Raw genomic sequence first — 12,452 nt, forward strand, 5'->3', positions numbered from 1 at the left:
CATGGATCTGTTTATAACCGAACAAGGACTCATATCTAGCCATTGGCAGCGCCTAGGTGAGCCAATAGAAGTGCTTTATGCACTGCCCGAGCAAATACCCGATGCGCGTATTGCTTGGGTACTCACTGGCATGCCCGATTGGCAACAGATCATTGGCCAATTACATGCTCGTCATATCGCAATTATATTGATGACCCGTAACCCCTGTGTCAGTGAATTACAACAAGGGTTTAGCTTAGGCGCGCGCGGCTATGTTGAACTGTTCGCCACTACGGCTGTACTTAAACAGGCGCGTGACGCGATTGAAAACAATGCTTTGTGGCTACCCGGCTGCTTGCTAAGCAACCTTATTGGTGCACTTTCCATCGCCGATAAGGCCTGTTCATCTGCCTCTGCGGATTTAAGCAAACTGAGCGAGCGTGAATGTGAGGTCGCCAAGCTCGTGGCTCAAGGACAAACCAACAAGGCTATCGCGGCACGACTCTATATTTCTGAGCGCACCGTTAAACAGCATTTAAGCTCGACATTTGCAAAGCTACAGGTTAAAGATCGACTGCAATTAGCGTTGCATGTCAATGGCGCTGGGCAAGGGCATTAATGCCCTTGCTGAGCTTGAATACGGGCACTGACTCCCAACTCTTTGAGTAATTCAACAGCAATGTCTTGAGCCAACTCCTCCACTACGACCATCACCCCTAAAGGGCGCACTTGTGCACAAATATGCCGCACCAACTGTTGGGTTGCCTCATCATTACTGATGTTGTGCACCAAAGTGTTATCAAGCTTTATAAAATCTAACCCCAACTGTTCTAAGCCATCAACTTGGTTCAATGCTTGACCTGCATCCGTTAAACCTAAGTGGCAACCCACTAACTTTGCCTCTCGGCAGAACTCTTTTACTTGCTCAGCCATGTTGATTAAACATAACTCTGAAAACTCCAAGGTCAAGCGCGGCGCTAGCTGCTCTTCACTGGATATGAGTGCAAGAATACTGGTATAAGTAATTTCATCTGCCAACGTTGATTCACTTAACCTGATAGCGAAAGGCTGGGAATAGTGTAGCCATAGCTTCTCATTGAAAAATTTTTTCACCGTTTTCCAGTCCGACTGCGCATCCAGTTGTTGTTCACTGAGCAGGCGTTGATAGTAGCTTCTAGAGTGAGCCTTGTTACCTACTTTCAGGTATAAACCGACTTCACTTTGTACGCAACTATTATCGAAGTTCAATACGTCTGTAAGCTTTAATTCAAACTGCTCTTTTTCAAGCGCTTGCATTAAAGATTGCCCAGTCACCGCTGCTACTGGGGCATCCTCTGTTACAGCATCAGCGCACATATCCACACCAGAAGCAGTGGCCATAGCCAACAATCGTTGACCTTCTTGCAAAGCCTCTTCACCGCTTTGCTTTTCTTCAATATAGGTAATACTGTGCCTCAACTCTACCAGCCCATTATAGGTATCGCTAAATTCACTACAGTATTGCGTCAGCGTCCGTGAGCTATCCTCTGCAGCCATCACCTCATTGAGTCGAAGAGCAAAGTCACAATGACTGATACGCCCTAGCTGCCAATCATGAAGGTTATCTTGTTGGGTTTCTGCATAGCGAATCAATAGCTGTGCAAGTTCTTTCTCAAGTACATGGAATTGGTCAGGGGTAAAACTGCCCCGCAGTTGCTCGTAGTTCGTTAACCTCATTAATACTAATACTTGCTGGCGGTGGGCAACTTGTCTTAGCTCTTGTTCCATGCGCGAAAGAAAATATCTACCATTGGCAAGACCAGTTACTTCATCGTGTTGAGCCAAGTACTGCGCCCGAGCGATACGTTCATTTCCTTCGAGTAAGATATCAGCGAAGCGCTCAGCTAAGTGATTCATCGCTTCTGTGACTTGAGCTAACTCAGCTGTATTAGGTAACGGCAGCTGCAAAAACTGCTTTTTAGAGAAGCTTTGGGCCTGGACAACAACTCGTTGTAACGGCCTTAAAATCCAGCGTAAGATTATTGATGCAGCGATGCAGCTGAATAAAGCAATAAGCGCAAAGCCATTTGCTAAATTAAGTACATTGTCCCATAAAGCCTCTAGTGCATATCGTTGCTGACTCTGAATATACAAGGTGCCGTACTGTTGCCAGCCATTACTTACTTGCGCAACGCCGGCGCCCACCTCAAAGGCGAACATCTGTGCAAACCAGTTTGGTACAGAAGCATGCTCAGGCTGTGCGAACGAACGCTCAACAATGACTTCGCCTTGCGTATCAAGCAATTTGATTTGCTGATAGTGACCAGTATCAAAAGCAGCCGATACGAACAACTCAACAGTGACCGGGTCTTTATTCATTTGCGTTAAAGACAGCGCTAAAGTATTGGCGTTATCCACATTTTTTAGGTAAAGCTGCTCAGAAAAGCTGCTCTTAACATTATAGCCGCTAATGAGTACGCTGCAGATCAACCCACTCAAGGCAATAACCACAATAACCAACCACAGTTGTACCACCAAAGATATACGGTGCGCCCCGTTGGACGCCACAGATGCTTGCTTTATCACCACCTAACTCCTTGCTGTTCCATTTTTTTTAAAACCGAATGCCAGCGAGATAACCTCGCCCGAGGGTCGGCCACACTGTGGGTTGACGTTGCAGTCCACAGACCTTCACTGTTAAAGCTGAAAACCGGATATAAATCAGTGCGCTTCGCTGCTGGCAAAATAGCACTCGTCAGCGAGTCGAGAATGATGGGTTGGCTACTGGGGGTCGAGTAATAGCCTAACACCATATGAGCTTGGAATTTTTGACTGCGAGGGCCGCCAATTTGCGCTTTAACATAGATAAGGCGAAGCTTATTATCAGCGATGCCTAGCATTCTCAATGACGCGTATTTCGCTATGGCGTAGTCTTCACAATCGCCCAGCCCCTGCCCTAGGGTTTCTAATGGCGTTGCCCAGTAATCTTGTTGTTTGTAGAGAAGTTGGTCGGTGCGGTAGCGCACTTGCGTGGCAAAAAACTGATTGACCAGTTGCACTTTGCGGGTTTCGGGCTGCGCACTCAAGCTAGCTAGTAATTGCTGCCAGCGCTGCGCCACCAGTAAACGTTGAGTACCGTATTGATTGCGCATAAGTGTTTGAAACAAGCCGCTGTCCATAGCTGCGCCAACGTGAATGGCATTCATGAGTAACAGCATGGCTAACACTAAACCTAGCCCCAGCCACCGTATTTTATTTGTAATTTTCGTACTGCTCACTACGTCCTAAAAGCCTACATAGTTTCTGCGCACTGCCTAAGACGCAATGGGTTTGATTTACTAAAGCATAGCAGTGATTTTCAGTTCTGCAGCACCCAATGTTAACCGTAAATGCAGTATAAAGAGGTGCTTAGAATAAGTTTGATATTAGAAATTAAAGCAAAAATGCGGGTGTATGAAGGCAAGAAAAGATAAACCCAAGCGCACTGGCGTACACTTGGGGCAATGTTGTATATCAGCCAACACCTCAGTAGTAAGTGACCTTTTTTACCTTGCGAGGCTTACTCTGAGTAATGTAAAGGTCATGTACTAGCTTCATATCCAGCTCTAATTCAGTTGCATAACTGTCGCCAACAACATAACTGCGTTTAACTCGAGCCCCTCGGATCACCCCTTGAACCCGCGCTTGCAGTACATCATCTCCGGCAATGGCATTGGCAACGGTGGTTTGCCCTTGCATTTGTTGGCCATAAACCTGCTCCGCCAACTCCCGATAGGCTTCTATCTTTGAAGCTTTCATCGCCATCAGCGATTTTTGCTGAGCGCTTTCACCGGGCTGCGGGGCGATAGGTGCATAACCAATCGCACGTAAAATCGGATAGTTATCAGGCTGCTCTATGGCGTATTCAACGTGCTTATCAAACACGCTGCTGCAGCCGAGCATGCTCCATGTGCTGATCAGCAGTATCATCATTCGTAGCATGTTTTGCTCCACATTGATTGTCTCTAAACCTATGCTCAATAGTATGCACGATAAATGCCACTATTACAGGGGAGTTGGTATGTTCTTTGCTATCTTTGTTGCAAGAACATTTTTAGGTGGGATAACTATGCGATATTTGGCACCTGTGTGCGCACTGATGATTGCACTAATAAGCCCGAGTGTCAGCGCCCAATGGTTGCAAACCACAGGGGTTGCGACTTTAGAGAATGGAGATACCGAAACAGCACGCGCCAACGCGGTCAGTGACGCTATAAAACAGGCGTTATTATATTCAGGGCTGGAGCTATCCAGTGTGCAGACCTTGACTAACGGCGTGCTCACTCAGGATCACCTTTCTTTGCAAGCACATGGTCAAGTACAACAAATGCAGCTTCTCGAAGAGCAACAAAGTGATGGCATGATCAGTGTCACCATGCAAATTGAAGTGTTAGACAACCCACAGCAATGCCCTGAACAAGACTTTGTTAGCCACTTTGCTCTCACACGCACGGCATTGGATAATCCACAGCAAGCTCGTTATGGTCAAATATTTGACGTAGCCCCTGCTTTTACTAAGCAGCTCTACGCAATTATGAGCCAAACGCAATTAGCTATGCTGCCTATTCCTTATTTTAAAGAAGCGGTGGATGTTAGCCCCTTCTTTACACAGCAATTTCAGTATGATGAAAACGTACTGGAATATATTCGCGACAAAAGTAACAGTCAGTACGTGTTACTCTCGCAAATCACCGATATTTCCACCGGCAAGCAATTGAATAATGATTATGCATTTTGGCAGGATGAAAGCTATAACCGCTATTTTAATGTAGAGTTTGCGTTATTCGATGCCTTGAGCTTTGAAAAAATATGGCAAAAAGCCTATCAAACTCAAGGGCCTTGGCAGTTTGAAAAAACCGCTCGTATCGATGTAAACAGTGGCACGTTTTGGCAAAGCCAATACGGACGGGCCATTACTGCGCTTAGTGAGAAAGTGATGTTTGACCTCAACAATGAGCTGCGCTGCCTACCCACCCGTGGATTAATTCAGCATATTGATGGTGACCAAGTAGTTGTCAACTTAGGTAAAGCCAACGGCTTAGTGATGGGTCAGCAACTCACTTTGGCGCATAGCAGCAACCTCACCACCTATGCAGGCAAACGTTTGCCACGTCAGGTAACTACCTTACATCGTGTAGAAGTGAATCAGCTTTACCAACACAGTGCCATTGCCACTAATATTGGTAAACGGCCACTGGCGAATATTCAACTCAACGACTTAGTGTTGCTGAGCCAATAGCCTAGGCTCAGCACTTCCCTGCGTACCATTTAAAATCAAGATACGTTCAACGTTCGATTTTAACAATCAAAGTCATCAATTCTTACTGATATACAAATCAATTCGCTTTTGTCACACTGTACTCAACACATCGAAAGGAGATTATCAGTATGACAACATTAAAAAACAGCGAAGGCCAACGAATTCCTCAGGTGACATTTGCACTGCGTAAAGGCGAGCAATGGCAACAACTTACCTCAGACGATATCTTTGCAGGTAAGACGGTCGTGGTTTTCTCATTGCCCGGTGCGTTTACACCAACCTGCTCGTCAACACACTTACCACGCTACAACGAGCTTGCCGGTGTACTAAAACAAAATGGCGTAGATGACATTGTCTGCGTGTCGGTAAACGATACATTTGTGATGAATGCGTGGGCTGAGCACCAAGAAGCCGACAATATTACCTTACTCCCTGACGGTAACGGCGAGTTCACTGACGGCATGGGCATGCTGGTTGACAAGAACGACCTAGGTTTTGGTAAACGTAGCTGGCGCTACTCCATGCTCGTGAAAGACGGCGTGGTTGAGAAGATGTTTATCGAACCGCAAAAACCAGGCGACCCTTTTGAGGTATCGGATGCAGATACTATGCTTGATTATATTAACCCCAAGCAAAGTAAGCCACAGCCGGTAAGCATTATTACTAAGCCGGGATGCCCGTTTTGTACCAAAGCGAAAGCAATGCTTACGCAGCACGGTCTTGCTTTTGAGGAAATTGTGTTGGGTAGTCAAGCGTCGCTTACCAGCTTAAAAGCAATATCCGGTAGAGATACGGTACCGCAAGTATTTATTGGTGGGCAACATATTGGTGGCTCTGATGAGCTTTCCCTTTACTTCACTAACAACTAATTCATTTTAAGGGCCTGCGGGCCCTTTTTTATAAGGACACTGCTATGAATAAAGTGAGCACCGATGTTTTAGTCATTGGCGCAGGCTCAGCCGGTCTAAGTGCTTATCGCAGCGCGAAAGAACATACCAATAAGGTACTCTTGGTTGAGGCAGGCCATTACGGAACAACTTGTGCGCGAGTTGGCTGCATGCCCAGCAAACTCTTGATCGCCGCTGCAGAAGCAGCCCACAGTGTGCACACAGCAAACCATTTCGGTATTAATACCCAAGCCCCTATTGTTGATGGTCAGGCAGTGATGCATCGCGTGCGTAGCGAACGTGATCGCTTTGTTAGCTTTGTAATTGATGCAGTCGAAGATATCGACCCGCAAGACCGTCTGATTGGCCACGCACAATTTATTAATGATCATCAAGTTCAAGTCGCTGATCATACGTTAATTGAAGCCAAGCGTGTCGTTATCGCCACCGGCTCCCGACCTAGCTACCCAGAAGCGTTTAACAACTTTGGCGAGCGCTTAATTGTTAACGATGAGGTTTTTGACTGGCAAGACTTACCCGAGTCTGTGGCTGTTTTTGGCCCTGGCGTTATTGGTCTAGAGCTTGGCCAAGCATTGCATCGTTTAGGGGTACGCGTAAAGTTATTCGGCGTTGGCGGAGCGATTGGCCCGCTAAGCGATCCAGTCTTAAAAGATTATGCCGCCACCACCTTCGCTGAAGAGTTTTTCGTAGACGCCGATGCTCAAGTGACAAATATGCGACAAGTCGGCGATAAAGCTCAATTCACTTATACCGACGGTCATGGACAACAACACAGCGAACAGTTCGACTACGTGCTTGCCGCCACAGGCCGCAAACCTAACGTCGATAAGCTAGCATTGACAAATACATCGCTAGAGCTTGATGAGCGAGGAGTCCCCATTGCCGATGAATACACTATGCAATGCGGGGACAGCAACATATTTATTGCCGGGGATGCCAGTAATATGGTGCCGCTGCTACATGAAGCTTCGGATCAAGGCACTATCGCAGGGCACAATGCAGGACGCTACCCTGATGTGCGTAATGGCTTACGTCGAGCGCCAATTGCGGCTGTATTTAGCGACCCACAAATTGCGATGGTTGGTGAGTCATATCAGCAAGTAAGTAAACGCTTTGGTGATTGTGGCTGCTATGAAATCGGCGAAGTAAGCTTTGAAAACCAAGGACGCAGCCGCGTTATGTTAAAAAATAAAGGGATGTTAAGAGTTTACGCAGAGCAAGGCAGCGGCCTATTTTTGGGCGCCGAAATGATAGGCCCTGCAGCCGAGCATATCGCTCACTTGCTTGCCTGGGCGGTGCAAAACAAAATGACTGTACCACAAATGTTAGAGATGCCATTTTACCACCCAGTCATAGAGGAAGGCGTGCGCACGGCGCTACGAAACGTTAACGCCAAGCTAAAGTTTGGTCCTGATATTATTAGACACTGTATAGAGTGCGGCCCTGGCGCCTAGTAATACCTGTTTCGGCCTCTGAGTCCACGACCCAGAGGCATGGGTACCTAAGCACGCATCGCAAGACCGTTATCATATTTATCTGCTAAGTACTGTCTTTAACACGAATAAAAAGTGCTTTTATGGGGATAGGTCGATGTGGATAAACTGGCAGCCCCTGCAGGAATCGAACCTGCAACTACCCCTTAGGAGGGGGTTGTTATATCCATTTAACTAAGAGGCCACTGGCCTCTATTATCAAATAACTTCACCTTAAATAGCAATAGCTTAAAGCACAAACGCTGAGCTATTAACCATGTGGCAATAGGTCATCTAAGACGAAGTAAGGAATAAACTGGCGGGCGCTGGCTTTAATGACTTGATCCTGACTACTGATCACTCGAGCATTAATCACCACACCATTGGGGCGGTACACCAGTGTACCGGTGAGAACATGGTCTACACCCACCGACTCAGCCAGCTCGCTGGCATGACGAGAAAGAGCAAAGTCACCGGATGGTTGAACAGAAATAGCGCGTTTAAGCTTGTGCTCGACCGTTGCAAAACCAAATTGTTGCAGGTCTGTCATCAGCCCTTCGGCTAACTGGTTACCAAGGGCGCCAGCGTTATCAAGGCGATGATCAAAGTCAACGAAACTGGTCACTGCAATATGGCTGACATGTTGTGTCGCCATGGTATCACTGAGTTTCAATGCCAATTGTTGAGTGTAATCCCCTAGGTGTTTGTGGTGAGCATTGTTAAACCCGCTATCAACACTGATATACAGAGGGTTTATCTCGACCTTGCTTGGCTCACTTTGAGCCCATGCAGCCATGGCCATGGTTGTTACCATGGCGCCAACAAGAAAACGCTTTATCATTGTTTTTACCCACTTAAGCCATATAGTCGGTTATCGGCGCCAGGGCTAAAAACTTTATAACTAATTCGCTTGGCTGAGCTCCACACCATTATAACTGGCGTTACTCAGTAACGCGTTTACTACATCGTTGGGGATCAAACCTTGAGAGCTGGCAATGACCATTTTCGAATTGACGCTAACAATCCGCGCATTCACTAAGACTCCGCCTTGGTGTTTCACCAGCGTGCCCGCTAACACTAAGCGCATTGGGTGATCTTGCTGCAACTCTAAAAAGTCACGGCTATAAGCGAAATCACCTTCAGGGGTTACACGAATGTAATCGGTGGTCTTGTAATCCACTACAGGCACCCCAAATTCATGCAACTCATGCATAAAGCTCTCTGCCAATTGGTTGCCCAATAATGTGCCCTGCTGGTAGTCGGTATCTAAGTAGACGAAGCTTGATACTGCCATAACCTGATTTTGTGCGCTGGCGTCAATGTTACTCATCATATCTTGCATCAATCCGCGCACATAATGGTTAATGTTTTTCACAGAATGTTTCGCGTAACTTTGGCGGCTAGAATGTACTTTAAGAGGATTGTTAAGGCCTTGATACTGAGCTGTGTTACCAGCCACGGATTGCTCTGGGGCACCAATCACTTTAACCTGCTGATGGGCACTTTCATACTCTTCAATTGCCTGGCGCTTTACTTCATCTTCATGCGCGGTCCATTGATTCATACTGGCACAACCAGCTACAGCTAAGGTCAGCGATAAAAGCCCTGAAATTGCGGGAGTGTTCATAGTCTTTCCTCGTTAATAAGCGCGACGCTCAATATGGCCATTTTGCATATGTACTTTATCGGCACTAGTTAACACATTATTAGGTAAATAGTCCGTCGCCGCCGCGACCACCTCATTATTACTGATATTAATCATCCGTACATTGACCACATAAGCATCTTGCTGTGGGGTCATAGTCCCGGTAACAAAAAAGTCGATGCCGTGACGGGCTGCTAACTGCCCTACCTCTCGGCTCAACATAACATCTCCGCCGTCACGCAAAGCAATGCTATTACGGGTTCGATATTCAACCACAGAGAAACCCATTTGATTGTAGAGGGTGATAAAACTCTCTTGAAGTTGTAGAGCTATCTGATGTTGCTGAGGTGTCATTTGCTTGAGCGTTAATGACTGGGGCGGCAAAAAGGTGCCGACTGCCACTTTGGCACCCGGAGCAATGCTTTGCAGCGCCGCTGTCATATTATTGGCAAGACGGACACTGTATTGGTGAATAGTATTTTCTTGTACAGGTCGGTATTCACCGACGCGGGGCACAATTTCTATGCGTTGTGAAGGCGCACAAGCCATCACCAGCGCCGCTAGCAAAATCGTGATTAAGAGTCGCATGACACCCTCACCGAAACACATTTATGAATATTACTTAATGTGCCTGCAATAAAGGTGCCAGCAATAACCTGAGGCTAGATTAAATAGCAACAGGCGCCTTGATATGAGGATGACACTGGTAATCCACCAGCTCAAAGTCATCAAAGCTAAAAGAAAAGATATCTTTCACTTCAGGGTTAATCTTCATGGTCGGTTTGGCGAACGGTTCACGCCCAAGCTGTTCGTCTACTTGCTGTAAGTGGTTCAAATACAAGTGCGCATCGCCAAAGGTATGGACAAAGTCGCCTAATTCTAAATCGCATACTTGCGCTATCATCATGGTCAGTAATGCATAGCTGGCAATATTAAACGGCACACCTAAGAAAATATCTGCACTACGTTGATATAGCTGACAACTCAGCTTGCCATCAAGCACATAGAATTGGAATAGCGTGTGACACGGCGGCAGTGCTTGCTTGCCCTTAGCAGCATTTTCGCTAGGGCTAAACTGAGTGTCTGGCAACAATGCTGGATTCCAGGCACTCACAATTAACCGTCGTGAATCTGGATTAGTTTTAATTTGCTCGACCACGTCCTTAATCTGGTCAATCACTTCACCATTAGGACCTTCCCAGCTGCGCCATTGTTTGCCATACACTGGGCCTAGCTCACCTTCTGCCGTGGCCCAACCATCCCAAATGCGCACGCCATTATCGTTAAGATAACCAATATTGGTATCGCCCTTAAGGAACCACAACAACTCGTGGATAATCGAGCGCAAATGACACTTCTTGGTGGTCACCAAGGGAAACCCTTCTTGCAAATTAAAGCGCATTTGATAGCCGAATACACTAAGGGTGCCGGTACCGGTCCGGTCTTCTTTTTTGGTGCCATGCTCTTTCACATGGCGCATTAAATCTAAATATTGCTTCATAGTATTAGCTTGGTTGTTGTGAACCGTGTTTCTCTGCGCTGTTGTTATGCTGGTATGCCCAATACATCAGCCCAGCACCCACGATAATCATTGGCAAGGATAAAATTTGCCCCATGGAAATAAAGTCTGCAAACAGGCCTAAATGAGCGTCAGGTTCACGGAAGTACTCAATGGCAAAACGGAATACCCCGTAACCGAGTAAAAACAATCCGGCGACACTGCCTGCTGGGCGTGGCTTGCGTATAAACCACTGCAAAATAAGAAACAGCACGAGGCCTTCAAAAAATGCCTCGTATAATTGTGAAGGGTGTCTTGGCTCTGGCCCGCCAGTAGGAAATACCATAGCCCAAGGCACATCAGATGCGCGCCCCCAAAGCTCGCCATTGATAAAGTTACCAATGCGCCCGGCCAGTAGTCCTAACGGCACCAAAGGCACCACAAAGTCGCCCACCGCTAAGATAGACTTACCTTTGGCTTTAGCGAACCACACAATCGCCGCAATCACGCCGAGGGTGCCTCCGTGAAAGGACATTCCGCCTTGGTCAATACGCAGTAAATACAATGGATTTTCGAGGAAATAGCTAAACTGATAAAACAGCACATAGCCCACACGTCCGCCGAGGATCACACCGAGCATGCCGTAAAACAGCAGATCGCTTACCTGCTCTTTGCTCCACCCTGAACCAGATTTTGCTGCTTGTCGGTTTGCCAGCCACAGAGCGAAAGCAAAGCCAATTAAATACATCAAGCCATACCAACGTACAGCGACCGGACCCACTTCAAAAATAATAGGGTCGATTTGCGGAAACTCTAAAGCCATAAATTCCAATGCCTAACTAAACACCATTCGCAAGGCGATCACCACCAATAGCACGGCGAAGATTTTCTTAATTTGCGATACTGGTAAAAAATGCGTTGCTCGCGCGCCAAAAGGAGCAGTGAACCAGGAGGTGACAACAATCCCCGCTAAAGCAGGTAAATACACAAAGCCCAAGAAGCCATCGCTTAAACTCTTCACTTGCCACCCGGAGGCAATGTAACCCAAGCAGCCAAACAGCGCAATGGCTATGCCACTGACTGCGGCGCAGCCAATGGCCTTTTTCATATCCACAGAAAAATAATTTAAAAGCGGCACCACAAGCGCGCCGCCGCCGATACCGATTAACCCGGATATGGCCCCAAGTACCGAGGTACTAGCAGCAACCACAGGACCTTTAGGCATGGCGCGAGTCTTCATTACTCTGCGCGTAGAGACAATCATGCGCATTGCAATGAACATCACACAGACAGCAAATATGGTTTTTAGTCCCTGTTGAGGTATATAACTTGCCATAAAGCCGCTTATCAGGGCGCCCAGTGAAACGCCTACAAGCACCCAAGGTGCAACTTGCCAGGGGACATTTTGGTTACGATGATGCGCCAAAGCAGAAGAGGTGGAGGTGAATAAAATCGAAGCCAAGGAGGTAGCAATGGCAATCACTAACACGTGCTCAACATCCGTGACATGAAAGTGCACCAATAACGCCGAAAGCGCCGGGACAATAAGTAAGCCGCCTCCTATTCCCAGTAATCCAGCTAAAAAGCCTACTACGCTGCCAAGCACTGTGCATAGCAAAAATAGCCATATCAGGTCAGCCATACCACCCTTCTTATAAACTTTTCTTATAGC

General features: G+C 46.9%; 13 protein-coding genes and 1 tRNA gene. 4 read left to right on the top strand and 10 right to left on the bottom strand.

Going from position 1 to position 12,452, the window contains the following annotated elements; translation table 11 throughout:
• Position 1 precedes the first annotated feature (1 nt).
• Positions 2-598 (top strand): response regulator transcription factor, encoded by a 597-nt coding sequence (locus FIU82_RS11110; RefSeq protein WP_138507744.1) that lies wholly within the window; start codon positions 2-4, stop codon positions 596-598.
• Here FIU82_RS11110 and FIU82_RS11115 read toward each other — a convergent pair.
• From FIU82_RS11115 to FIU82_RS11125, 3 genes are all read right to left on the bottom strand, one after another.
• Positions 595-2,544, bottom strand: coding sequence for a LapD/MoxY N-terminal periplasmic domain-containing protein (locus tag FIU82_RS11115; protein WP_172972728.1), 1,950 nt, complete (start codon positions 2,542-2,544; stop codon positions 595-597). The genes FIU82_RS11110 and FIU82_RS11115 overlap by 4 nt on opposite strands.
• A complete protein-coding gene (locus tag FIU82_RS11120; RefSeq protein ID WP_138507746.1) occupies positions 2,541-3,176 on the bottom strand; it encodes a transglutaminase-like cysteine peptidase in 636 nt (211 codons plus the stop codon). Before FIU82_RS11120 ends, FIU82_RS11115 begins: the two co-directional genes overlap by 4 nt.
• 307 nt (positions 3,177-3,483) lie before the next feature.
• Positions 3,484-3,939 carry an LPP20 family lipoprotein gene (locus FIU82_RS11125; RefSeq protein WP_026110991.1) on the bottom strand — a complete coding sequence of 152 codons (456 nt, stop codon included), beginning with the start codon at positions 3,937-3,939 and terminating at the stop codon, positions 3,484-3,486.
• A 127-nt stretch (positions 3,940-4,066) separates the two neighbouring features.
• On the opposite strand from FIU82_RS11125, the gene FIU82_RS11130 reads away from it, so the two are divergent.
• The 3 genes from FIU82_RS11130 (at position 4,067) to FIU82_RS11140 (ending at position 7,619) form a co-directional block, all read left to right on the top strand.
• Positions 4,067-5,236 carry a flagellar assembly protein T N-terminal domain-containing protein gene (locus tag FIU82_RS11130; RefSeq protein ID WP_171035362.1) on the top strand — a complete coding sequence of 390 codons (1,170 nt, stop codon included), beginning with the start codon at positions 4,067-4,069 and terminating at the stop codon, positions 5,234-5,236.
• A 149-nt stretch (positions 5,237-5,385) separates the two neighbouring features.
• Positions 5,386-6,126 (top strand): glutathione peroxidase, encoded by a 741-nt coding sequence (locus FIU82_RS11135; protein ID WP_138507748.1) that lies wholly within the window; start codon positions 5,386-5,388, stop codon positions 6,124-6,126.
• 44 nt (positions 6,127-6,170) lie between these two features.
• Positions 6,171-7,619, top strand: coding sequence for a dihydrolipoyl dehydrogenase (locus tag FIU82_RS11140; RefSeq protein ID WP_152441083.1), 1,449 nt, complete (start codon positions 6,171-6,173; stop codon positions 7,617-7,619).
• A gap of 148 nt (positions 7,620-7,767) precedes the next feature.
• Here the strand turns inward: FIU82_RS11140 and FIU82_RS11145 are convergent.
• From FIU82_RS11145 to FIU82_RS11175, 7 genes are all read right to left on the bottom strand, one after another.
• Positions 7,768-7,842, bottom strand: a tRNA-Arg gene (locus tag FIU82_RS11145).
• 66 nt (positions 7,843-7,908) lie between these two features.
• Entirely contained in the window at positions 7,909-8,478 is a 570-nt protein-coding gene (locus FIU82_RS11150) for a FlgO family outer membrane protein (protein WP_138507750.1), read from the bottom strand.
• A gap of 60 nt (positions 8,479-8,538) precedes the next feature.
• Positions 8,539-9,264 (bottom strand): FlgO family outer membrane protein, encoded by a 726-nt coding sequence (locus FIU82_RS11155; protein WP_022944078.1) that lies wholly within the window; start codon positions 9,262-9,264, stop codon positions 8,539-8,541.
• 12 nt (positions 9,265-9,276) lie between these two features.
• Positions 9,277-9,870, bottom strand: coding sequence for a FlgO family outer membrane protein (locus FIU82_RS11160; RefSeq protein WP_152441084.1), 594 nt, complete (start codon positions 9,868-9,870; stop codon positions 9,277-9,279).
• 79 nt (positions 9,871-9,949) lie between these two features.
• Complete coding sequence (locus FIU82_RS11165) at positions 9,950-10,783, bottom strand: thymidylate synthase (protein WP_022944080.1); 834 nt, start codon at positions 10,781-10,783, stop codon at positions 9,950-9,952.
• Between the two features lie 4 nt (positions 10,784-10,787).
• On the bottom strand, positions 10,788-11,603 hold the full coding sequence (gene lgt, locus FIU82_RS11170; protein ID WP_152441085.1) for a prolipoprotein diacylglyceryl transferase: 816 nt from the start codon (positions 11,601-11,603) through the stop codon (positions 10,788-10,790).
• Positions 11,604-11,615: 12 nt separating this feature from the next.
• Complete coding sequence (locus FIU82_RS11175; RefSeq protein WP_022944082.1) at positions 11,616-12,422, bottom strand: sulfite exporter TauE/SafE family protein; 807 nt, start codon at positions 12,420-12,422, stop codon at positions 11,616-11,618.
• Positions 12,423-12,452 lie beyond the last annotated feature (30 nt).

The sequence above is a fragment of the Pseudoalteromonas sp. THAF3 genome, from assembly GCF_009363775.1.
In the GTDB taxonomy this organism is placed as follows: domain Bacteria; phylum Pseudomonadota; class Gammaproteobacteria; order Enterobacterales; family Alteromonadaceae; genus Pseudoalteromonas; species Pseudoalteromonas ruthenica.